The organism is Pseudooceanicola lipolyticus, from assembly GCF_002786325.1.
GTDB classification, from domain to species: Bacteria; Pseudomonadota; Alphaproteobacteria; order Rhodobacterales; family Rhodobacteraceae; genus Pseudooceanicola_C; species Pseudooceanicola_C lipolyticus.
In genome coordinates this window covers 1-21,561 of sequence record NZ_PGTB01000002.1, presented here as the reverse complement: position 1 = coordinate 21,561, position 21,561 = coordinate 1, and the positions used below count along the sequence as shown (strand labels likewise).

The 21,561-nt window shown below is 57.9% G+C and carries 20 protein-coding genes and 3 pseudogenes; 11 read left to right on the top strand and 12 right to left on the bottom strand.

Annotation, left to right across the window (positions count from 1 at the left end):
• Nucleotide 1 precedes the first annotated feature (1 nt).
• From CVM52_RS01300 to CVM52_RS01280, 5 genes are all read left to right on the top strand, one after another.
• On the top strand, nucleotides 2-718 hold the full coding sequence (locus CVM52_RS01300; RefSeq protein WP_100160916.1) for a hypothetical protein: 717 nt from the start codon (nucleotides 2-4) through the stop codon (nucleotides 716-718).
• A gap of 669 nt (nucleotides 719-1,387) precedes the next feature.
• Nucleotides 1,388-1,723, top strand: a complete 336-nt coding sequence (locus CVM52_RS01295) for a helix-turn-helix domain-containing protein (RefSeq protein WP_065818596.1) — start codon at nucleotides 1,388-1,390, stop codon at nucleotides 1,721-1,723.
• Complete coding sequence (locus tag CVM52_RS01290) at nucleotides 1,716-2,963, top strand: type II toxin-antitoxin system HipA family toxin (RefSeq protein ID WP_065818595.1); 1,248 nt, start codon at nucleotides 1,716-1,718, stop codon at nucleotides 2,961-2,963. Before CVM52_RS01295 ends, CVM52_RS01290 begins: the two co-directional genes overlap by 8 nt.
• Before the next feature lie 17 nt (nucleotides 2,964-2,980).
• Nucleotides 2,981-4,960, top strand: a complete 1,980-nt coding sequence (locus CVM52_RS01285; RefSeq protein ID WP_083213169.1) for an ATP-dependent nuclease — start codon at nucleotides 2,981-2,983, stop codon at nucleotides 4,958-4,960.
• A 3-nt stretch (nucleotides 4,961-4,963) separates the two neighbouring features.
• Nucleotides 4,964-6,829, top strand: coding sequence for a UvrD-helicase domain-containing protein (locus CVM52_RS01280; protein ID WP_100160915.1), 1,866 nt, complete (start codon nucleotides 4,964-4,966; stop codon nucleotides 6,827-6,829).
• Between the two features lie 47 nt (nucleotides 6,830-6,876).
• On the opposite strand, the gene CVM52_RS01275 is transcribed toward CVM52_RS01280, so the two are convergent.
• Together CVM52_RS01275 and CVM52_RS01270 are read right to left on the bottom strand one after the other, a co-directional pair.
• Entirely contained in the window at nucleotides 6,877-8,742 is a 1,866-nt protein-coding gene (locus tag CVM52_RS01275; RefSeq protein ID WP_100160914.1) for a hypothetical protein, read from the bottom strand.
• A gap of 12 nt (nucleotides 8,743-8,754) precedes the next feature.
• Nucleotides 8,755-8,985 carry a hypothetical protein gene (locus CVM52_RS01270; RefSeq protein WP_065382766.1) on the bottom strand — a complete coding sequence of 77 codons (231 nt, stop codon included), beginning with the start codon at nucleotides 8,983-8,985 and terminating at the stop codon, nucleotides 8,755-8,757.
• Between the two features lie 348 nt (nucleotides 8,986-9,333).
• Here CVM52_RS01270 and CVM52_RS01265 point away from each other — a divergent pair, with 348 nt between their 5' ends.
• Nucleotides 9,334-9,585: a hypothetical protein gene (locus tag CVM52_RS01265; protein WP_100160913.1), complete on the top strand. Its 252-nt coding sequence runs from the start codon at nucleotides 9,334-9,336 to the stop codon at nucleotides 9,583-9,585.
• Here CVM52_RS01265 and scpB read toward each other — a convergent pair.
• Nucleotides 9,582-10,178, bottom strand: a complete 597-nt coding sequence (gene scpB / locus CVM52_RS01260; RefSeq protein ID WP_100160912.1) for an SMC-Scp complex subunit ScpB — start codon at nucleotides 10,176-10,178, stop codon at nucleotides 9,582-9,584. The two genes, CVM52_RS01265 and scpB, sit on opposite strands and share 4 nt — an antisense overlap.
• Before the next feature lie 3 nt (nucleotides 10,179-10,181).
• Complete coding sequence (locus CVM52_RS01255) at nucleotides 10,182-11,072, bottom strand: DUF1403 family protein (protein ID WP_100160911.1); 891 nt, start codon at nucleotides 11,070-11,072, stop codon at nucleotides 10,182-10,184.
• Between the two features lie 157 nt (nucleotides 11,073-11,229).
• Here CVM52_RS01255 and CVM52_RS01250 point away from each other — a divergent pair, with 157 nt between their 5' ends.
• Nucleotides 11,230-12,345 carry a tyrosine-type recombinase/integrase gene (locus tag CVM52_RS01250; protein ID WP_027264267.1) on the top strand — a complete coding sequence of 372 codons (1,116 nt, stop codon included), beginning with the start codon at nucleotides 11,230-11,232 and terminating at the stop codon, nucleotides 12,343-12,345.
• 58 nt (nucleotides 12,346-12,403) lie between these two features.
• Nucleotides 12,404-12,826 (top strand): annotated as a pseudogene (locus CVM52_RS01245) (recombinase family protein); the annotation flags it as partial.
• Nucleotides 12,827-12,853: 27 nt separating this feature from the next.
• Here the strand turns inward: CVM52_RS01245 and CVM52_RS01240 are convergent.
• The 4 genes and pseudogenes from CVM52_RS01240 to CVM52_RS27560 form a co-directional block, all read right to left on the bottom strand.
• Nucleotides 12,854-13,372 carry a type II toxin-antitoxin system YhaV family toxin gene (locus CVM52_RS01240; protein WP_027264268.1) on the bottom strand — a complete coding sequence of 173 codons (519 nt, stop codon included), beginning with the start codon at nucleotides 13,370-13,372 and terminating at the stop codon, nucleotides 12,854-12,856.
• A complete protein-coding gene (locus CVM52_RS01235) occupies nucleotides 13,369-13,695 on the bottom strand; it encodes a type II toxin-antitoxin system PrlF family antitoxin (RefSeq protein ID WP_027264269.1) in 327 nt (108 codons plus the stop codon). Before CVM52_RS01235 ends, CVM52_RS01240 begins: the two co-directional genes overlap by 4 nt.
• A 124-nt stretch (nucleotides 13,696-13,819) precedes the next feature.
• On the bottom strand, nucleotides 13,820-14,578 hold the full coding sequence (locus CVM52_RS01230; protein WP_100160910.1) for a DUF6927 domain-containing protein: 759 nt from the start codon (nucleotides 14,576-14,578) through the stop codon (nucleotides 13,820-13,822).
• Between the two features lie 28 nt (nucleotides 14,579-14,606).
• Nucleotides 14,607-14,834 (bottom strand): annotated as a pseudogene (locus CVM52_RS27560) (hypothetical protein); the annotation flags it as partial.
• Between the two features lie 432 nt (nucleotides 14,835-15,266).
• Between CVM52_RS27560 and CVM52_RS01220 the strand changes: the two are divergent.
• Nucleotides 15,267-15,617, top strand: a complete 351-nt coding sequence (locus tag CVM52_RS01220) for an MbcA/ParS/Xre antitoxin family protein (protein WP_027264271.1) — start codon at nucleotides 15,267-15,269, stop codon at nucleotides 15,615-15,617.
• Complete coding sequence (locus CVM52_RS01215; RefSeq protein WP_027264272.1) at nucleotides 15,617-16,129, top strand: RES family NAD+ phosphorylase; 513 nt, start codon at nucleotides 15,617-15,619, stop codon at nucleotides 16,127-16,129. Before CVM52_RS01220 ends, CVM52_RS01215 begins: the two co-directional genes overlap by 1 nt.
• Before the next feature lie 174 nt (nucleotides 16,130-16,303).
• On the opposite strand, the gene repC is transcribed toward CVM52_RS01215, so the two are convergent.
• The 4 genes and pseudogenes from repC to CVM52_RS01195 form a co-directional block, all read right to left on the bottom strand.
• Nucleotides 16,304-17,359 carry a plasmid replication protein RepC gene (repC, locus tag CVM52_RS01210; protein ID WP_027264273.1) on the bottom strand — a complete coding sequence of 352 codons (1,056 nt, stop codon included), beginning with the start codon at nucleotides 17,357-17,359 and terminating at the stop codon, nucleotides 16,304-16,306.
• Nucleotides 17,360-17,595: 236 nt separating this feature from the next.
• Nucleotides 17,596-18,564 carry a plasmid partitioning protein RepB gene (gene repB, locus CVM52_RS01205; protein ID WP_223228107.1) on the bottom strand — a complete coding sequence of 323 codons (969 nt, stop codon included), beginning with the start codon at nucleotides 18,562-18,564 and terminating at the stop codon, nucleotides 17,596-17,598.
• Nucleotides 18,564-19,763, bottom strand: a complete 1,200-nt coding sequence (repA, locus tag CVM52_RS01200) for a plasmid partitioning protein RepA (RefSeq protein WP_027264275.1) — start codon at nucleotides 19,761-19,763, stop codon at nucleotides 18,564-18,566. Before repA ends, repB begins: the two co-directional genes overlap by 1 nt.
• Before the next feature lie 341 nt (nucleotides 19,764-20,104).
• Nucleotides 20,105-20,978: pseudogene (locus CVM52_RS01195) on the bottom strand (recombinase family protein).
• Nucleotides 20,979-21,099: 121 nt separating this feature from the next.
• Here CVM52_RS01195 and CVM52_RS01190 point away from each other — a divergent pair.
• A complete protein-coding gene (locus tag CVM52_RS01190; RefSeq protein WP_027264276.1) occupies nucleotides 21,100-21,345 on the top strand; it encodes a type II toxin-antitoxin system ParD family antitoxin in 246 nt (81 codons plus the stop codon).
• Nucleotides 21,346-21,561: the final 216 nt, after the last annotated feature.

Genomic DNA, 21,561 nt, shown 5'->3' with positions numbered 1-21,561 from the left:
GATGCTGGCCGACGAAGGCGAGTGCCGGGTGCAAGTCGGCAGGCTGGACAGCGAGGTCCATCTTCCCGGCGAGTGGATCAATGCTCTTGTCGGCTTCATTGGAAGCGTTCTGCCCGGTTGGCGCGATGATCCTCGCCGGCCCGCGCGGACCGGCGAGGATGCCTTGACAGCGCAGCTCTGCGCAAAGCTCGCCAGCGCCAGCCGTCACACACCAGGCTGGGATTTTCTGCAATTTCGGCGCGAAGAGCCTGACGCCGCGGATAGCCGACGTGCGATCGACCTCGCCGTCGCGCCGAGCGGCTCGGTCATCTGGATCGAAGGCCGCGAATATACCGAGTACCAAACGCTCCTGCCGATCGAATGCAAGCGGCTCCCAACCCCGACGGGCCACAAGCGGGACGAGCGCGAATATCTCTACAGCCGTTTCAGCACGACCGGCGGCGTGCAACGTTTCAAGGCGGGACATCACGGTTCGGTACACGATCGGGCGGCGATGATCGCCTACGTGCAAGAGCGAGATATCCCATCGTGGGCGGTCCAGCTCGACGAATGGATCGACGGTCTCGAAAGCGACGACGTCGAGGGCTGGTCTGCCGCCGACAAGTTGTCGCTCCTAGTGTATGATCCGCCATCGCGCGTGGCGGGCCTCACTTCTGCTCACGCTCGCAGTTCGGCGCTTGGCGGTATTCGGCTCGATCACCTCTGGATCGAAATGTAGTAAGGTCGCATCGCGGGCCTGAAGCTCACCTGGACCCACGGCCGCTTTCGGCAACCCGAGGAGTGACTCCTGTCAGTATTCGACGTCCGATATTGCCGACCCTCTGATCGGTCTAAGAGGGTCGCCATTTTCAGATGGGCGCTGCCAGCCAGAGACTGGACGCCAGACGTAGGTGACGCTCCGCAGCCCGAAATGTCGCGTGTCATTGTCAAGCTATTCGTGGGACTCCTTCGTACTGGCGCCCTAATTCCTGAAACTGGTAAGACTATTTGTGGGATATCAACACGGCACCGGCGCGCATTCTAAATCAGCCTTATCGCGCATTTGAACACTTTCCGTCCGATCCAGCGCTTACTCGTTCGCTTGATCAGAAAAGTTATCCACAAACAAACCGTCTCGCGAATAACGTTGCCATCTCACAAATAGCTTTACCATCCCACAGACAACCCTACCAATCCACCATTGAAAATAAACGAGAAAATCTTGAGAGAGTCTCACGAATTACATGACCATGACAGCCGTTCGGGTATCCGACGACGACGAAAAAGGCGAAAGGTCCAAAAGTATTACAACAAGGGATCGAGGATGAGGAGCGGGCCGGGGGTAATGGACATTTTGTAGGCTTCGTGCTACATAATCAGCAAATCTGTAGCGCGAAGGCTTCAAATTATGCCAACTCCACACCATCCCTCTGTTGCCGTGCGACGCACGCTCCGCAAGTTGGGGTCAGACATCCGCGACGCACGACGTCGACGCAAACTGCCCATGGCGGTCGTGGCAGAACGCGCCTTCACGTCCCGCTCGACCCTTCAGAAGATCGAGGCAGGCGACTCGAACGTCGGAATCGGGATTTACGCCTCTGTTCTGCAAGCTCTCGGCCTGCTGGATGGCCTTGGCGGCATCGCTGACATCAGCCGTGATGAAATAGGTCAGTCTCTCGCAAGCGCAAACCTACCCCGACGGGTTCACCTCAAAAACAAGTCAGGGCGGTCCTCCCGTGAGTGATATAGAAGTTCATATCGATCTTCATGGACAAACCCGACCGATCGGGATCGCCCACGCCAACCTGGTTCGCGGGAACGAAACCGTTGTGTTCGAATATATCGAGGACTGGCTCAATGACCCTGAGCGCTTCTCAATCGAGCCCGCCCTCGCATTGACACGCGGCGGCTTTGCACCACCGCAAGGCCAAGCCATTTTCGGATCACTCGGTGACTCAGCCCCGGATACCTGGGGGCGTCGCTTGATGCAGCGTGCGGAGCGTCGACTCGCTGACCGCGAAGGCAGACAGGTCCACACACTTACGGAAACCGATTGCTTGCTCGGCGTAGCTGATGAGACCCGCCTAGGTGCACTGCGCTTTCGACGCGTGGGCGAAGAAGAGTTCCAAGCTCCCATTCGGGCGGGCGTTCCAGCCGTCATCGAACTCGGTCGCTTGCTACAGGTCACCGAACGCATCCTACGAGACGAGGAGACCGATGAGGACCTGCAACTAATCTTTGCGCCAGGATCTTCACTCGGAGGCGCGCGCCCTAAGGCGTCGATCATCGACCAACATGGTCATCTATCCATCGCGAAGTTTCCGAAAGAAACGGATGAATACAGCATGGAGACCTGGGAGGAAATCGCGCTTCGGCTTGCCGAACGTGCCGGGATCAACACCCCCAGTCACGAACTCGTCGAGGTCGCCGGTAAGGCCGTGCTCCTTTCGAGGCGTTTTGACAGGGAGGGCAACAAACGAATTCCGTTCCTTTCCGCCATGTCTATGACCGGTTCGAGAGATGGGGAACGCGGTAGTTACCCTGAGATCGTCGACGCTTTGGGAGGGCAAGGCGCGCAGGCAAAGACGGATGCCGCTGAGCTCTACAGGCGCGTTGCTTTCAGTGTTCTGATCTCCAACGTGGACGACCATCTCCGTAATCATGGGTTCCTATGGGCAGGAAGGGAGGGTTGGACACTCTCGCCAGCTTACGACTTGAATCCAACGCCAGTCGATCTCAAGGCCCGCGTCCTGACGACCAATATCGACCTCGATGAAGGTACGTGTTCGGTCGAGCTGCTCGAAGGTGCTTCAGAATACTTTGGCCTCGGGATTAAAGCTGCACGCCTGATTATCAAGGAAGTAGCAGCAGCGACTTCTACTTGGCGGGAAACGGCAAAAGAACTCGGCGCGCGCCCTGCCGAGATCAATCGGATGGCTAGTGCTTTTGAACATGATGATCAAAACAAGGCCCTCAAGCTCTGAAGGGGAGGAGCCAACCAATGCAGCTCGATACAATTGCCATAAAGAATTTCCATTGTTTCGGACCTGATGGCGTCTCCATCGAACTGGCAGATCCCGTCACCGCGTTGATCGGCGCAAACGGGTCCGGGAAAACCGCCGTCTTCCAAGCTCTCAGCCGAATGTTTGGCATCGGCAGTGGGAATCGGACGCTTGAGAAGACGGACTTTCATCTCCCTTCAGAAGCTGACGATCTGGAAAGCGAGACCGAGCTACAGATAGAGGCGATCTTTTCCTTCCCAGAGCTGGACGAAGACGATGCAGGGGCCGCAGTCGCAGAATTTTGGACCCAGATGTCGGCAAGTGACCCTGACGAGCCCCTGAAGGCGCGTATTCTCCTGAAGGCAGTTTGGATTGACGATGGGACTCCGGATGGTGTGGTGGAATCCAGTCTTCGTTGGGTGCCTCGTATGGATGACGACTATACTTGGGAAGCCTGCAAGCCGGTAACTGCTGCGCAGCGCTCAGCCATTCAAGTCGTCTATGTACCCGCCAATCGAGGCTCAATCACTCAGGTCAAGGCGCTACTGCGGGGGCGTCTTTGGCGCGCCGCCCGGTGGTCCGACGAGCTGAAAGAGACAGCCGAAGATCACGCAGATACCCTTCAGGATGCATTCCAGAAGGAAGCGCCCGTAGATTTCATTAGCGAACGCCTCGTCGAGCGTTGGCATCAGGTCAATGAAGCGGGAACCCAGTCCACGCCAATTCTCAAGCTCACGGAAGATCGCTTCGACGCGATCATCCGCAATACGGATGTCAAGTTCTCACCAGATGCGGCAGGGGCTGACCGCAGCCTTGATCGGTTGAGTGACGGTCAAAAGTCGTTGTTTCAAATCGCTCTCACTGCGGCCACGTTAGAGATTGAACAGGATGCGCTCGCGCTGCCTGACAAGAAATCTCCGTTCGAGCCCACTCAACTCAAACATGTGCCTTTGACGCTGTTGTTGATCGAGGAGCCGGAAAACTCCCTGTCGCCGTTCTTCCTGTCCCGCATCATGGATCTTTGTGAGGACGTCGCTGAGATGGACACGGCGCAGGTCATGCTGTCGAGTCATAGTGCATCGATCCTGTCGCGAATAAGGCCTGAGAACCTGCGATATTGTCGCCTCGATCCCGAGGCCGGTCGCAGCACAGTCAAAGCGCTCGCCCTTCCGTCTGCAACTGACGAGGCGGGGAAATATGTCCGCCAAGCAGTGCAGGCCTATCCTGAGCTCTATTTTGCAAAGCTCGTCGTGCTCGGCGAAGGCGATTCCGAACAGATCGTATTGCCGCGGCTTGCGACAGCCCAAGGCCTTCATCTCGATAAGGCGTTCTGTCCGGTAGTTCCACTTGGAGGACGTCATGTCGAGCATCTGTGGAAACTGCTCAGAGAGCTTTCTATTCCGCACGTTACGCTTCTCGATCTGGACTACGGGCGCCAGCATGGTGGTGCCGCGGCCATTCGCAACATCGTCAAAAAGCTGGAGGCGTTTGGAGTCGCCTTCGACGATTGCAAACATGTCGCCGCGGGGAAAATCGCCTTGAAGGACATTGATTCCCTTACCGATGACGATATCGACGTTGAATACGACCCAAAGGCTGCCAAGGCGCTTGGCACCTACTGGCTTGAGGCGCTCCGTGAACTCGACGTCTTCTTCTCAGAACCGATCGATATCGATTTCTCGATGCTTTGGGAGTTCAGCGAAGCTTACATGCACGCCAACCCAGGAGGGCATGGTCCGAGCGATACAAAAGAGATTGTCGCCAAACGCAAAAAGACAACACTCAAAAAAACTGGTCATCCGGAATATTACGATGAAAGCTGGGATGATCTCTTTCGATGGTACCCCTATTTGTTTCTTTCGAAGAGCAAGCCTGCTGCACATCTCACGGCGATGAACCGGATCAAGAGGAAGGATCTTAAATCGCCACCTGCAGAGCTCGGCGCATTGCTCAAACGGATCAAGCGATATCTAGGGTGAGACATGGCGATCCTTCGACCTGATCAATGGATGCCCAAGGGTGTTGCGTCGCTGGAGCCCGCCGCGCTCCGCGCGATCAGCGAGAACGATCACAACCTTTGTGTGGTCGCAAGCGCAGGCGCCGGCAAAACCGAGTTTCTTGCTCAGAAGGCAGACTATCTCTTATCGACAGGGCTCTGCCGAGCCCCGCAGAGAATTCTCGCCATCAGTTTCAAGAGCGACGCCGCGAAAAATCTCAAAGATCGCGTTAGAGCGCGTTGTGATCCCGCTTTGTCGAGCCGTTTTGACTCTCTGACTTTCGACGCCTTCTCGAAAGGCCTGATAGACCGGTTCGGGCCGCTCGTCCCGCCGCCCTACACGCCATCGCCCAACTACGAGATTGTTTTCCCCGCGTTTCGTGACTGGGACGATTTTCTCGCTCGCCACGGCTATCGCCATCTGTCAGGCAAGACTCTGGAAAAAGCAGTCGCTCGGTGCAGGCTGCCTATCGCCGATCTCAATCTGAAAAAACCTGAGTGGAAAGACGTTTTGGAGCGCTTCTGGCGCGAGTATTATAGGGATGAGACCGCTACGCAGCTCACATTTCCCATGATCAACAGGCTCACCAATTACGTGCTTTCGAGCGACCCACGGCTGATTGCCGGGTTGAGAGCAACCTATCCCTTCGTGTTTCTCGACGAGTTTCAGGACACGACTTATGGACAATATGATCTGCTCAAGCAGCTTTTCCTCGACAGCGAAGCGCGTGTCACCGCCGTCGGAGATAACAAACAACGTATCATGGTCTGGGCTGGCGCCATGCCGGATGCCTTCACCACTTTCGCGTCAGATTTCCACGCAAAGCAGGAAACGCTGCTTTCTAATTGGCGCTCCCATCCTGAACTTGTGGAGATTCAGCATGTGATCGCGCTAACGCTTGAGCAGAGCTCTGCAAAACCCGACGCCAAACGAATTAAAGACGTCGATGGTGATGTATGCGCGATCTGGGACTATGCAGATCGAGCCTCGGAATGCGAGGGAGTCGCGCAGTGGATTGCAGACGCCGTGAGCGCTGGAGAGATGGCTCCTGAGGATTGTGCTATCCTTATCCGCTTCAGGCCCGACAAGCTTGAGACGGAGTTGGGCCCCGCACTAGCTTCGGTTGGTTTGCGACTGCGCAACGTTGCTCGTATGCCTAAAGGTGCGAAGATTGCGATTCAGGATATCCTCACAGAGGACCTGACCGTCTGTCTTATGGCCATGATCCGTGTCAGCGCATTCCCCAAAGCCCCCGATGACTGGCACGTTCTTGTCGATCGTATTTCCACTATGTGGGGCATCGATCCGAACGATGAAGACGAACAGGATGCCTTGCAGGACGACCTAGGCGCGAAAGTCGCTGAGGTCAGGTCTTATTTGGCCGGGAATTCGCCGTCTGGCGCATCTTGTGCGGAGCTGACTCAATCGATCCTGGACTTTATCGGCGAAACCGAATTGCGCGCCACGGTGCCATCCTATCATCGGGACAAAGACTATCTTCGTGCGCGTGATGGCTTTCTCCTGTTGCTTCAGGAGTCGGCGGAAGACCGAGATGATTGGGCGGAGGTTGTGAATAGCTTCGACGGTATCGATCAAGTCCCGCTCATGAGTATTCACAAAAGCAAGGGCCTGGAGTTTCATACTGTCATATTTTTTGGGCTGGACGAACGGTCGTGGTGGAACTTCGAGCCCAATGATAGTGAGGAAATGCGCGCCTTCTTTGTAGCCTTCACGCGTGCAATGCAGCGAGTGTTCTTCACGTCCTGTAGCGGCCGCGGTACGAAGCTCACTTACATTGACGATTTGATCGGTCGCGTCGGCGTAGAGCGGATTCCGGGGCCACCGAGCTAGAGGGGGGCGTCGTCTCACCCAAGCGCCATTCGGCGCAAGATGGTTGCTCAGGCAGCGCTTTCTTCCGGGACGTCCGCCGTCTTGATCAGTTCTTTCGCATAGCGCTTGGCCTGAGATATGCTCTGCTTGTAGTCATCTGCAGCCAGAGAAAGAGATTCGGGCGAGGTGGCACGGTCGAGATCGTCGCTCGACCAGTCGTCAGAGAGTCGCTTGCTGATGGCGTAGCAAGTAGCCTTCCCAACTCGGAAGGCCATGAATTTGCGAGAAGCCCTAAGTATCGCGGTGCGCACTACTTCCGGCTCGCCGGACGTCCGTAGCTCGGCATCGAGTTCGACAGCCATACGTTCCACGACAGAGTACAAACCGTTCACGAACAGCGTTTGGGCATCCTTGTAGAAGCGTCCCGCGCGGCCTTTCAGATTTTTCTCCGCGATTTCTTCGGGATCGGTGAGGATCTTGATCTCCGGCACGCGCTCCAACGACTGGGCGGAACGGGAGAGTTGTGCCCCCTCCGGCGCCTTACGCACCTTCTTATGCTTGGCGCGTTGACTCTTGTTCGGGTCGCGCTTGTCACCATTCTCATCGGGCTCGTCGCCCGTCTCCGGGAAATCAGTGTCGAGGTCGACGGGATCGGACGTATCGGTGCCCTCAGCAGTATCCTCCGTCGGGGATGCCATCGGACGACGAGAGGGACTAAGGGTCGCCGTAGGGACACGGAACTCGTCGAGGAGTTTCTGAAGGTCGGTTTGGAGATCATCCAGATTGTCGTCGGAGGATGGTGACTCGGAGCGAATGACCTCCCTGACCCATTCGGGCATCAGCTCGCGCACATAGGCGTCGAAGTCCTCAGCAACCATCGGCGACCGGTCATCAGGCCAGGTCAGTCCATCACGATACTGATTTGGCATGGCGACATTGTCAGTAAGCTCGATTTCGATTGTGAGGACCTTCGAGCCGAAGGGAATACCGAAGTTCGGGGCTGCCGCCGACCAAGCCTTCTTCGACTTGATGTCATAGCGCTCACCTTTATGCACCAGCGCGCAAAATGTTGTGGAACTCGTTGCCGGATTGGCGAGCGCACTTAGCGAATGGCTGTGCCGCTCATGCTTGGGGTCGTGGATATAGTGTACAGTAACCTCCCCGCCGGGCGCTTCGACCCTTTCATGGTTGGGCAACTCTTCGACCACATCTTCCAGCGTTTTCAATCGACGCGTTCGACCTGTCTCGCCTTTGCCGCCGCCTTTGGTCATGGCGACATCGACGCGAACTTCGACTCCCTCTCCAAAACGCGCAAAACGCCGGAAGATCGCCGACGGAATGAAGCTTCGGTCCAGACTTTTCCCCTTGCCCAGCGGCTCGGCTACGGTGTCGTGATCTTCGCTTTGACCGAGCAGGACGACTTCCGTCCAATCGAACGCGGTGCCCTGTCCCGCTTCACGGGCCACGTCGGTAACGTCATAGACAGTGTCGGAGCTGCCGTCAGGCAATTCGACAGGAAAGCGGACATAGGTGCCTTCGTCAGCATCGAAGCCGATGGTGACTTCGTTGACGATGCCACTCTTGCACGACCGATAGCGTATCCCTTCGCGCGACATGGTGAGACCTGAGACCTTCGCCCCAATCCCGAAATTGCCATCAAGCGCCATCTCTTTGTTGATCGAAGACGATAGATCGGTCGCTTGCTTCAACTCTCTATCGTCCATGCCCACGCCCGTGTTCCAGAAGGTCAGCTTGCGTACGCCATCGATCGTCGTGGGGTAGATTTCGATACGACGATTCCCCGTTTCCGCCAGAACAGCGCTTTCGTCGGCATTCTTGAAGAACTCGCGAACCAGCGTGCTCACGGGCGCCTGTTCGATCAGCCGGTTTATGAGAAATCGCTTGTCGCGAATGTTAAGTGGTTCAGCCTTCATGGATTGCGCCTTCTACAGCTTGAACTTGTCTGCGCCATCGCCCGAAGTCGATCCGAACTTTCGCTCTATCTCGCCTGTCGCATCTCGGAGCGCTTTGATGATCTTCTTCACGTCAGCATCGTTGTATTCGTAGGCCCGGCGGTTCGAGAGGTTGCCAAGTTTCCGAATGGCGTCGAGCGCTGACTGAGTCCGCCCCTCGGCCAGCCGAACAAACTTTTCCCGTTTCTCGCTGTCTTCAGACATCAATCCATCACCGCCTTCCGCATATTTCGCTGAATTTCAGGTAGTTTCTACACCGCATTGAGTCAATGGATTCTATGAATTTCATGCCATATTTTGCGATAATTTCGGGAAGTGCGTGCCGAATATCGATGCAAATGCGCCGTCCGGACGCCAACATATTGCCAACGACCTTCTTGTTGGGGCGGTGTCGCAACACTGAGATTCTGTGTTCTCGCCGGTGCAAGAGAGAGAGTGAGAGTTCGGCGGCTTTCGCCGTGACGGGTTTGGAGGTCGAGAGAGAGGCTCTCGGCCGGCCCGCCCACAGGATTGACCCATGACCTACGGGATGGAATCGAGGTCGGGCGGATCTTGCGGAAAAAGAAAACCTTACTGGAGCGCGGCCTGCCATTTGAAGACCTGCTTGAAGAGATAGACGCACTCAGGGGTAACGGCGGAGAAATTGAAAAAGCGGAGGACCTCATTCTTGCGACGCGTGTCCGTGGCTCTGTCCACCACGCAGTTCAAATCGAAAACCAACTGGAACTCGAGCAGCTGTTGGTCAGGATACTTCGGGCCGCGGCATTGACCCACGCGTTGCTGAAGCCGGTCGATACCGATTAAGGTTCAGCACTCAGCCCCGCATCCTCCAACTGCTCCCGATCCGGAAGATCGAGCAGGCTCTCCAACCCGAACGCCACTAGGAACTGTTGTGTCGTAACGTAGGTATAGGGCGACCCTCGCCGGGGCGACCGTGGCCCAGTCCCGATCAGGTCGCGCGCATGCAGCCGTCCGATCACATCACGGCTGATCTCCTTGCCGAAGATGTCCTTGAGTCCGTCGCGGGTGATCGGCTGGTGATAGGCGATGGCCGCCAGCACGGCGACGTCGTACTCGCGCAGATCGAGATCCTGCTCGCCCACATCGGCGGCCGCCCGGATCGCCGGCGCATAGGCCGACCGCGTCCGCAACAGCCATCCGCCAGCGACCTTCGCGAGCTCGAAGGACCGGCCTTCGAGATCGGCTGCAAGGTCCTCGATCAGCAGATCGACCGAGGCCCCCTGCCCCACCACCCGGGCCAGATCCTCGCGCGGTACTGGCGAGGCGGACGCGAAGAGCACCGCCTCGATCCGGCGCATCCATTCCCGCCAGCGCAGGTCGGCGGGCAGGTCAGTCAACTCGCGGTCCAGATCGGCTTCGGAGTGATCCTTGGCCATCGGTCAGACCCCATAAAGCCGGAAGGTGTCGCGCCCGGTCAGCTCACGCACGGCGCCCAACTCAACCAGCCGGTCGCAGAACCGACGTGCCGCGCGATCGGAACGCAGCGAGATGAGCGACGCCGGCGCTACCACGTCTCGGCTCAGGAACAGTACCAAAGCCTCATCGGATCCCTTCGCCCGGAGCTTCGGCGCGACCTCCTTCAAGCGCGCCACACGGCGGGCAAGATCAGTGGCCTCTCGGGTCGCTTCGGTCGCCGCCGCCGCGATCGCCCGATGACAGGCCAGTTGCAGGTCTGCGCCGCTCTTCCGCAGATCGGCACGACTCAGACCGAGCGCCAGAAGCGGCAGGACATAAGACCATCCGAGCCCTTGTGCCAAAGCCGCGTCAGCCAAGATCAACGCCGTAGCGGCATCCCGCGGGCGATCCTCGATCACGGCTTGGAATACGGCCGCGGCACGCGGGACCGGCGCTCCCTGCCCCACATCCAGCCACGTTGCGATCTGCTCCACTTCAACATTAGGCAACGCCCGATGCAGCGCCTTGGTCGAAACTGGTCGTTCGACCGCGCACTGCCAGGACAGACAGACCTCTCCCGCCGGTCCGGGGCTGTCGCCGGGCTGCAAGAATGCCACCGCATCACGCAGCTCCGACGCTCGTTCCTGGCGTCCCTGGTGCGTCACACACGCCTCCGCCGTGCGCAGCGCCAGCCGTGCCCGGAGCAAGGTCTGGGGGACATCCTCGTGTCTCAGCACAAGATGGAGATGGCCGAGTGCTGCCCCCGACAAAAAGGCCACATCCTCAAGGGTTTCGGCGCGCGCAGAGGTGACCCATGACGGCATGCAGGCTATCGTCTCGGCGTCGTCCAATGCGTCGGGTCGGGCAAAAGTCATGCTTGGAGCCTAACCCACGGCGGCGCTTTTTGCCAGAAAATAGCACACAAACCGCCCCGCCTTGGTGTTCTCTTTTATGTCCAATAAGTTTGCATTATCGGATGTGAAAAGATATGCTGGGAAGCAGTTCAATTTCATTGCCGGATTCAGTGAAAATATGCCCTCAGAGACCGAGAAATCGACGCCAACGCCCTCTGGTGAGCCTGATGACGATCGCGTCGACGCTAGCGATCAAGAGGAAAACGATGACATCGCCCTGCCCTCCCATGTCGCGGGTTCCGGCACGCTCGATCGACTGGTGGACACCGCCCGAGATTACGCCCGCGCCGCGGCTTCAGAGAACACGCTGAGGGCCTATGCGAAAGACTGGGCGCATTTCGCGCGATGGTGCCGAATGAAGGGCGCGGAGCCATTGCCCCCCTCTCCTGAGATGATCGGGCTTTACCTCGCCGATCTGGCCTCCGGGTCAGGCTCCTCCCCTTCGCAGTCGGCGTCCCGACCCCTGTCGGTCAGCACGATCGACCGCCGCCTGTCCGGTCTCACCTGGAACTACGCGCAGCGCGGGTTCATTCTCGATCGCAGGAACCGGCACATCGCGACAGTTCTGGCGGGCATCAAGCGCAAGCACGCGCGGCCGCCAGTCCAGAAGGAAGCGATCCTGGCCGAGGACATCCTCGCGATGGTGGCCACCCTGCCCTATGACCTGCGCGGGCTACGCGATCGGGCAATCCTTCTGCTTGGATACGCCGGAGGCCTCCGCCGATCCGAAATTGTCAGCCTGGACGTGCACAAAGACGATACACCGGATTCCGGCGGCTGGATCGAAATCCTGGAGAAAGGCGCCCTCCTGACCCTCAACGCCAAAACCGGTTGGCGCGAAGTCGAGATCGGCCGCGGCTCCAAGGATCAGACCTGCCCTGTTCGTGCCCTTGAGCAATGGCTGCACTTCGCGAAGATCGACTTCGGCCCGGTCTTCGTCGGAACCTCGCGTGATGGCACACGGGCATCCGAAACGCGGCTCAACAACAAACATGTGGCTCGACTGATCAAGCGCACGGTCCTCGACGCCGGCATCCGATCAGAGCTGCCCGAAAAGGATCGCCTCGCCCTCTTCTCTGGCCACTCTCTGCGCGCCGGTCTCGCCAGTTCGGCCGAGGTCGACGAGCGCTATGTCCAGAAGCAGCTCGGACACGCCTCGGCCGAGATGACCCGCCGCTATCAGCGCCGCCGCGACCGGTTCCGGGTGAACCTGACCAAGGCAGCCGGTCTCTGATCGCGCGGTCATTCGGTCGTTTATTAGTGTTATCTAAAATTGCAAATGGCCCGTTTTCATGCCCCTGATAGGCTATGCGCGCGTATCCACAGAGGATCAGACCCCCCTGCCCCAGTCCGAGGCGCTGCAATCGGCGGGATGCGCCGAGATCTTTGAAGAGCACGCCTCAGGCGGCAATCGTGCGCGTCCGGTGCTTGCACGTGTGCTGGAGCGGATCGGCAAGGGCGACACGCTGGTCGTCGTCCGGATCGACCGCCTCGCGCGGTCTTTGTCGCACCTGCTGGAGGTGATCGAGCGGCTGGAGGCCAAAGGTGCCTACTTCCGGTCCCTGCAGGACCCGATCGACACTGCATCGCCGCAAGGCAAGTTCACACTACAGGTCCTCGGTGCCGCGGCCGAGTTCGAACGCGCGCTAATCCGCGAGCGTACCAAGGCGGGTCTTGCCTCTGCGCGCGCCAAAGGGCGCGTTGGTGGCAAGCCGACATCGATCTGCATGGAGATGTAGGGGTTACCGATCGGGCGCCGCTTCAAGAGACGTCTCGAACCGCTTGTCCGCCGTCGCCGCTTCTTTCAAGAGCGCGTCGAAATCGTCAGGTGGATTTCCATCTTCCAGCATCCCTTTGAACGTCGCATAGGCATCCGTCTTGCTGCCGTAGGCGCGCAGGGTCTTATCGTCGTTCACCCAGGCCACCACGATGACCTTCGCATCGCTGTTGAACCGGTAGAACAACCGATACTGCTGGAAGAATTTCGCCCGGAACCAGTGCTTGCGGTGATCCCCGAGCGTGCTGCCTTGCCGGTAGGCTGCGGCACTCGGATCTGCCGGTATGGCCTCGGTGACCAGCTTGAAGATGGCGGCCAGCCGTTTCGTCGGGTTTTTCTTGCGCCAGGTCTTTGGATCGCGTGCCTTACGCGCCTCGACTTCCTCGATCAGCCCTTCGAGCTGGTCCAGAAAGAGCGGATGCGCATAAATCGACCATCCGTTTACGACAAGGGGCGCTTGGGCGGGCACGCTATCGCCGCTTATTCATCCTCGAGCGATAGGGGCGCATCGAGATCGACGTCAACGTCTCCGACCAGTGCTGCAAGACGATCATGCAAAGCCCCATCGAACGCCCGAATGCGGTCCGGATGCGCCTTGATATCGGCCTCGACAAAATCGAGAAACGCGCCGAGCGCGGGATCATCCTCTTCGGCGCGCACGGGCTCGATATAGACCCTGCCACTCGGCTCGGTGCAGTAGCGAATCTGGTCGCCCTTGCCCAGCTTGAGCTGCTTGCGCACACCCGCCGGCACGGTCGTCTGATACCGGTCCGTGAGTTTCGAGACGTCTTGTGCGAGCGCTGTCATGGCAGTCTCCTGAAAGAAAAGGGGCTTTGCTGACCGCAATAGGTAATGCACTTGCATTGTCTTGTCAAGACAAGCCGCAGGATCTGCTGTCGCCCGCAGGTCGATGAACCGTCCGGCGCAGCACCTATTCTCGCCCCGCGAGATACTCCGCCAGCACCGGGCTGGCAGCACCTTTCGCGGAGCTGAGCAGCTCCGAACCCGCAAGCGTGGCCTTCGAGAGGCGTACGAGCCCACCGGTTTCCTCGATCCGGTAGCAGCGGCGTTTTTGCCGCCCCCGCTTGTAGTGGGTCGCGGTGACGATCTGGCAGGTGCTGCCGTCGGTGAGCGTCACCGGTTTTGCGAGCTTGATCTTGTCGCCTTCGGCGTAGTCAGGGATCGCGGCCCAATCCCGGCAGCGCTGGCGCCAGTCCCGGGCGTAGCTGTCCGGGTCTTTCAGATCGGAGAGAAGTTCGATCAGCGCAAGGGGCGCGCGCGACGCGTTCGGGCCCGCGCTTTCCTCCATATCCTTGTAGCCCCAGCAGCCGTCATCGTATCGGGTGAGGAAGACAGCCCCGAAAGTGATCGAGCCATTCGCATCGGTCACATAGGTCGCATCCTCGACAGGGGTGCCGTCAAGACTTGTGACCTTTGCCGCCGCATACCAGGTGGAGCCAACCTTGCAAGCCTTGACCAGTTCGGTTCTGCGCCTGTCGCTCTCGAAGTTGCAGAGCCGGGTGGTCGTGCCATCAATGCCGTTCGAGCGCAGATGCACGCCATTGCCGACGATGAGGATCAGGGCGGGCCGGTCAACGGGTCCGTTCCAGTTGGGCAGGAAGGTCTTGCAGGCACGCGCGTGGGCGATCTGCGCCGCGACAGCGGAGGTGGAGAACTTGAGAATAGCCATGGGGATGTCTTTCGGTTGAGTGTGGGAAGGTCCAACCGAGTTGAAGGAACGTTCCGCCTTCTCCGAAGATGACATGGGCATTCGGCAGCGTCGCCGCCTGCCTGAGATAGGCGAGATCGCGGAGAACGGCCTTCCGCTCGAGCTGCCGTGCCAGCCCTGTCTGACCGGCTCGGCGCAGCTCTATATGCCGCCACCAAGAGGCAGCGGTCGCGCGTAACACGCGCAAGACACCTGATTGCATGGGAATGCCCTTCATCCGTAACGGCAGACCGGAACCCGGCCCGAACTCGTCAGAGGCACCCCAAAGGCCCTCATCCGTCGGTCACAAAAACCCGAAGTCCACTTTCCCTTTTCACTAGCCAACTGGTCCGGGGTAACTGCCGAGGGTCCGACACCACCGCGGACCCCCGTGACTGGATGCAGTAAGTGGCGGTTCCGATCCAAGATCGGCAACTCCGGTCCGACTGCTGCAGCCTTTCTCATATTATCAATAACTTATCTGACGTTCTCGATCGGCAAAAGCGCTCTAACGGCGACTTCTCAAGCCCAAAAATCAGGATTTGCTTCGTTCAGAGCAATGCAGCGTTACGGATTAGCACGGGAAACGAAGGCGCAGTATCTCCTATCAACTTGAAATTCAGCAATATTGTCGCTATATACCGTCAGTATCACTGTAGGAGCATAGATCATGCATATCACGAACTTTGCTGAAGCTGGGCAATTCGAACCGCGCAAGATCGCCGCTGTGCTACGCACATCAGCAGAAGAGATCGCATTGACCGTCGGCTTGGGCAAAGACGCGTTGCAGAGGCGAGCCCGCATTGGTTCGGACAAGACGCAGCGCCGCCTGCGCGAATTGGTAGAGGTGCTGAACAAAGTCGAACCCCGCTTCGGCTCGGAACTGATGGCCTATGCATGGTACCGGTCAGAGCCCCTGCCCGGCTTTGATGGCCGGACAGCCATGCAGCTGGTGCAGGAAGGCAAAGCTCAGCAAGTTCTGGAATACATCGATGCGGTCGATGCGGGCGTCTTTGCCTGATGCCGCTGAAAGATGGACGCTACTCAGGGCCGCTCTACCGCGCCCTGAACGCCGTCTATGCGCGTGAACCTTTGTCCGGACGGGGCGCCGAACTCTATGGAGGGCGCTTTAATGCCAAGGGCACCCCTGCCCTCTACACCTCGCTGGATCCCGCGACCGCTCTTAGAGAAGCCAACCAGGTAGGCAGCCTGCAACCCACGATCCTGGTGTCGTACAATGCCGACCTGGGGCCAATTTTCGATACCCGCGATCAGGACAGGCTCGAACGGTATGGTGTGACAGCGTCAATACTTGCCGACCCTGCATGGCGCATGAAGATGCTCGACGGTCAACCTGTGCCGACACAGGATTTAGCAAGCGCCCTTATAGCGGATGGGTTTGCGGGGTTCCTGATCAAGAGTTTTGCGAAGGGTGCGTCGTCATCGGACTTCGACATCGTCCTGTGGGCTTGGGATGGCAAGGGCGGTTCACTTGACGTCGTGGATGACGAAGAACGGCTGTCACGAATGTGAGGTGTGAGACTTGGTGCCGGATCTGTCCACCGCGGTGGACATCGACCGGACGGAGGAACATGGAATGACCGCGCAGTATCGCCCTATTGGAATTTGGCTCGGTGGCTTTGATGCATGTGGAGAGACCACGCGTAATTGGACTAGTTGCCAGTCAGACGTCCACCGCGGTGGACACTAGGCGGGTTGCATAGCAGTTTTGGATAGACGATTGATCAAAGCCACTGGATCAAACTGGTCTTGACGTTGGCCCAAGGTAATACTGTGAAAATACGCTCCAAAGTCCCTGATGCGTCTTCCAAGTTGTAGCATGATGAAGATGGCGCATGACGCTTTCTGAGCTCCTACTGCATTCTTGGCTTTTTCGAATGTATCTGGGTGAACCCCCATCATGGGTGCAAGTGTTCGAGCATGGTTTTCAATGTCCAACCAGTTTCTAAGTCTCTCTGTGGAGAACGACGTCGCTTGATCGCAAACTGAGGTTAGCAAGTCTGGTTTCAGAGCTTCATTGCCTATGTTGCTATCTAAATCTTTTTTTTCTTCTTCAGACTTAGATTGGTGCCGGACAGTTTGTCCGTCATTGGCGGGCAATTCCACAGTTTCTGGTGGGTCATCTGGTGTACTCAAATTCCGGCATTCTTTGTCCGTGTCAGCGAGCAGCGCGTGGTATTCGGGCAGGCTCAGCTTCCTGCGTAGAGCTCTCCGTGCGTGGGTGATGAATGTGTTGCAGGGATCATGCTTTTCCAAATTGGCGAGCTTTGTAAGGATCTGTTTGCGGATAAATATCCGATCCCGCCGGTTATTTTCCATCTCATGTGCGATGGCGATAAGCTCGCTTGCACGTTGGATGAGGGGGGTTAGAGACAGTCCATAGCTGATGCATTCCCCGCTGGACGAGCGAACGCGGTATCGCTTCCGGTTCGAGCTATCATTGCGTTTGATGAAACCGAGTTCGACGAAGCGGTTGATGTGTCTGCGGAGTGTCCGTTCGTCGATACCGCCGACGCGCTGGCAAATCGAGTCGTTGGACGCGAAAACCGTTTCGCCGTGGCCGGGCTTCAAGAAACTGAGCATGGCTTGAAGTGTTTGGATATGGCCAGGACGCAGACCGAATACGCTCCGTGCATCTCTCAGTGCCCTGAAGATGGTCCAAATGTCGGTTTCAGCCGCAGAAATTGAGCCGCTTGATGCAACAGCACCAGCGGTTTTGATCGATAGTTTTGTAAATGCCATGGTTTGTTCACGACGACCGTTCGGCCCACAGCTTCCCAGTCTTTTCCCGAGATTTTGCTCAGGAAAAGGCAAAAAAAACCGTCCACCGAATCGGTGACTCTTGACCGGTTTGTTGGAGGTTGCTACATCATGAGTGCTAATCGAATGATGAGGGCTCTCCAGGGGAAACTTTGGGGGGCTCTTTTCTTCTGGTCTTCGCTTTTCTCCTCTGCTCGCGTTACTCTGTGTGGCTTGGGTTAGGACCCAGAGCCGCTCTCATTCCGCCACTGTTCGAAGATCTGCAAAAGCGCTGCCTCTGCGCGCTCTTCGAGCCATTGGCCGAATTCTGGGTTGTCCTTCTTGGCGATCTTGATGGCGATCGTTTTCTGATCGACCGTCAGCGTTCCCACAGAGCTACCGTCCGCATCTTTGACGACGGACTTTAGGCTGCCGTTGGCTTGCTTCTTGTCGCTACGTGCCTTGTTCGAGCAAGCCGAGTAGACTGCCTGAAACTTTTCCGCGCTTGGAGTGTCGTCGGGCAGGGCGGCAATCACTTTTTTGGCCGTGTTCACCAGATCTATCTTTTTCGAGAAAGCAGCCAGATCACCCCATTGCCGTCGTCCGATGCCATGTGCCGGCCCTATCAACTGTACAAGCCCTTCTGGCAGTTGCTCTATGACGACGCGATGGTTGGACACGCCCTGCCGTGTCAAACCGAGAGCATCCTGGATGACGTTTGGCTTGTAGCCTGATTCCTGCATCTCTTTGATAAAAAGAGATTTCTCAATGAAAGACGGGTCTAGTCGGAGATTGTTCTCTTGGCCCTGTGCGATCAGAGATGCGTCGTCATCCAAAGTTCGGACGATCGCCTTGACCGTTCCACCGATCATGCGGATCGCTGCAAGCCTGCGTCGGCCGTAGATGATACGGTATCTGTCCGGTTGGGCCGATGGACGGACCATAATTGGCACTTGTTGCCCATGCTTGCGAATGCTTTCGGCCAACTCATCAATACTGGAATCCTCCAGCACTAACCGATCGCGCAGACCATCCATCTCAATCTGATCGGGCTCGATGTCCCGAATGGAATTCGCGGTGATCTCGCGCAAAGAGTCGCGCAATCCGCCAACAGATCCTGGCAATTTTGCCGCTTTTGGCGCGGTAGGGGAGGGGGCCGCGCTCTCCTTCTCGTCCTTTGGTGGCTGATTGAAGATGTTTCGGGCCATCAGCGGCGCCCCCATGCCATTTGGATTGTCTGTTCCAACTCATCTCCAACGCCGTTCACGCTGGTCAGAGCGCGATCAATCGTTTTTCTGATGAATTGGCTCGGATCAACTTCGTAGACGGTTTGCTGGGTCATACCAGCGTCTGAGATCGCCGTAGATTTCAGCATTGGTTCAGTCATGACCTGTCCGGCCAAGATCGATCTTAGGTAGCCCGCCATCTGCGTCTGAGGCCCGTCCGACGGTTCGTATCTCGTGATCAAGAACTTTACGAAGTCCCAGGTCACGCGCCGGCCAATGGCTTCTTCCACGGCCTTGACCGTTTCCGAAGCAAGTTTCAGAAACTGGCTCATGGAAGCGATGTCGAGCATGCCAGGTACCACGGTTACCAAAAGTCCCGTTGAGGCTGCCAACGCCGTAAGGGTCAAGAAACCAAGTTGAGGTGGGCAGTCGATCAGAACGATGTCGTAATTCGCCTCTACTTCCTCAAGCGCTAAGGCGAGACGCTCCGCAAATATGGGCTGCACCCGGCGGGCGAGGGCATTTGCCGTCTCAGTTTCGTATTCCGAGAGCATCAAGCCCGCTGGGACCATATCGAGCTTATGGAAGTAGGTTTTTTGGATGACGGCTGAGAGCGGAACTTGCTCCTCATATCTCAGGGCATCATAGATTGTGCCGCCTTCGGCGAACTCGAGCTCAGGCCGAAAGCCGAAAAAGGTGGTCAAACTTGCCTGCGGATCGAGATCCAAGACCAACACTCGGTAGCCTCGCAAGGCATACCGTTGTGCAAGATGTATCGTTGCTGTCGTTTTTGACGATCCGCCTTTGAAATTGACGACCGATATTACCTGGAGACGATCGCCCTCTCGTCGACCAGGGCGGTAACTTTCTACGTTCTTTCCAGTGCGCCCTAGAATATCACGCAACTCATCAATCTCTTGGGCTGTGTAGAACCGGTGTCCGCGGTTGTCTGTATGCACTTCCGGGAAGCTGCCGTCCTTGTGCCGGTTGCGCAGGTTAGATGTGCTTACGCGCAGGAGGCTGGCGACCTCGGTTGAACTGAAACGGCGCAGGGACTTTCGTTCTTCGGGCTCGAAAGCGATCTTCATCTGGCGATCCAAAGATTCAGCCAGATTGTCGGCAAATGCTCCGATGTCGGAAGAGCCTATGCCTTGCGCGTATCCAACGTTACGATCATCCATGTCCTGCCGCCCACTCTCGGCCTCTGTTGAGGCTCTTGGTCATTCTGACGGTGTACAGCGCGTCTGACGCGTTTTGCCGTCAGAACGGGAATGCCACGATCAAGTGAGTCCGGCAAGAAGAATCTAGATGTAGTGTGAAAGTTATCCACAGCACCAATACGTAAGTCACATAAAGATACCCGCAAGTTTTTGATTTTATGGTAATAAATCCACAAGACCGTGCTTCAGGCCACTCATGAGCATTTTTTGGACGGTATTGGCTAAACCCATGCAACCAATGGCACAATTGACCTTCTGACGGTGTCTGGAGCGATAGATTCAGCTGTTTGGGTCTCTGCTAGTTACGGTTGGGGGTGAGCCGATTCTGATGAAATTAGGCCAAGCCGCTCCGCCCGTTCCAACAGCATCCTGACGGAGGACGGTTGCCAGCTGGTGCGGCCTCGAGGGGTGCGCTCACGCATGGATTCCAACCGGTCGCAGATCGCTTGTAGCGTGATATCTGGGTCCGACCCTTTGATGGCCGCCACGATGGCCGGCAGGCGGTCATCGGTTTCGCGGCGTCCGGCGCGCCGAAGCACCTCGGCAGGCAGGAAACCGTCTCTGACATAGGCCTTCACAGCGCGGAGCAGGCGGCTTTGGGTCCAATGGCGATCTGGGGGCAGGGGGGCCATTGATAATCCGCAGCACGTCTTCCCAAGCAATATCGGGGCGCAAGCGGCGCACGTGGGGCACCCAATCCTGCGCGGTCTCGTCCAAGCGCTCCATATAGCCGTCCTGTCGCGCCAGCCGCACCTTGCGCAGCGCAGCGGGGTCTTTGGCGCGCGCAGAGACAAGCCCGGCCTTCGTGCGCTCACGGATTAGGGCGCGTTCGAACTCGGCCGCGGCGTCCAGAACCTGCAGCCTAAACTTGCCTTGCGGCGATGCAGTGTCGATGGGGTCCTGCAGGGAGCGGAAGAAGGCGCCCTTGGCCTCCAGACGCTCAATCACCTCGAGAAGGTGCGACAAAGACCGCGCGAGGCGGTCGATCCGGACGACGACCAGCGTGTCGCCCTTGCCGATCCGCTCCAGCACACGTGCAAGCACCGGACGCGCACGATTGCCGCCTGAGGCGTGCTCTTCAAAGATCTCGGCGCATCCCGCCGATTGCAGCGCCTCGGACTGGGGCAGGGGGGTCTGATCCTCTGTGGATACGCGCGCATAGCCTATCAGGGGCATGAAAACGGGCCATTTGCAATTTTAGATAACACTAATAAACGACGGATTGGCCGAGCAGGGCAGGGGGAGACGGTTGCTTGATGGCAAAGCTTGCCATATCCTCGCCGCGAAGGAGACAGCCATGGGCACCATGAACATCTCGCTGCCGGATCCGATGAAGTCCTGGGTCGAGGATCAGGCGAAGTCGGGACGCTACGCCAACTCGAGCGATTATGTCCGTGACCTGATCCGGCGCGACAGGATGCGGCACGATGCAATCGCTGAAATCCAGGCAGCGGTTGATGCCGGAATCGCCAGCGGCCCGGCAAAGTCGTTTGACTGCAACGCGTTCAAGGCCCGGATGCACGCGAAGCATGCCGGAAAATAGCAGATGGACCATCCGTCCTGCAGCGGAAGCCGATCTTGCGGACATTTGGATCCAGGGCGCGGCGGAATGGGACATGAGTCAAGCCGAGCGCTACGCAGATGGCCTGTTCGCGCTCTTTGACTTGCTTGCAGCTTATCCAGAGCTATGCTGAAATCTGGGTGATGCGGCTTGATCACGCGGCGCGGTTTTCGGTGTCGTTCTCGGCGACACCGTCGG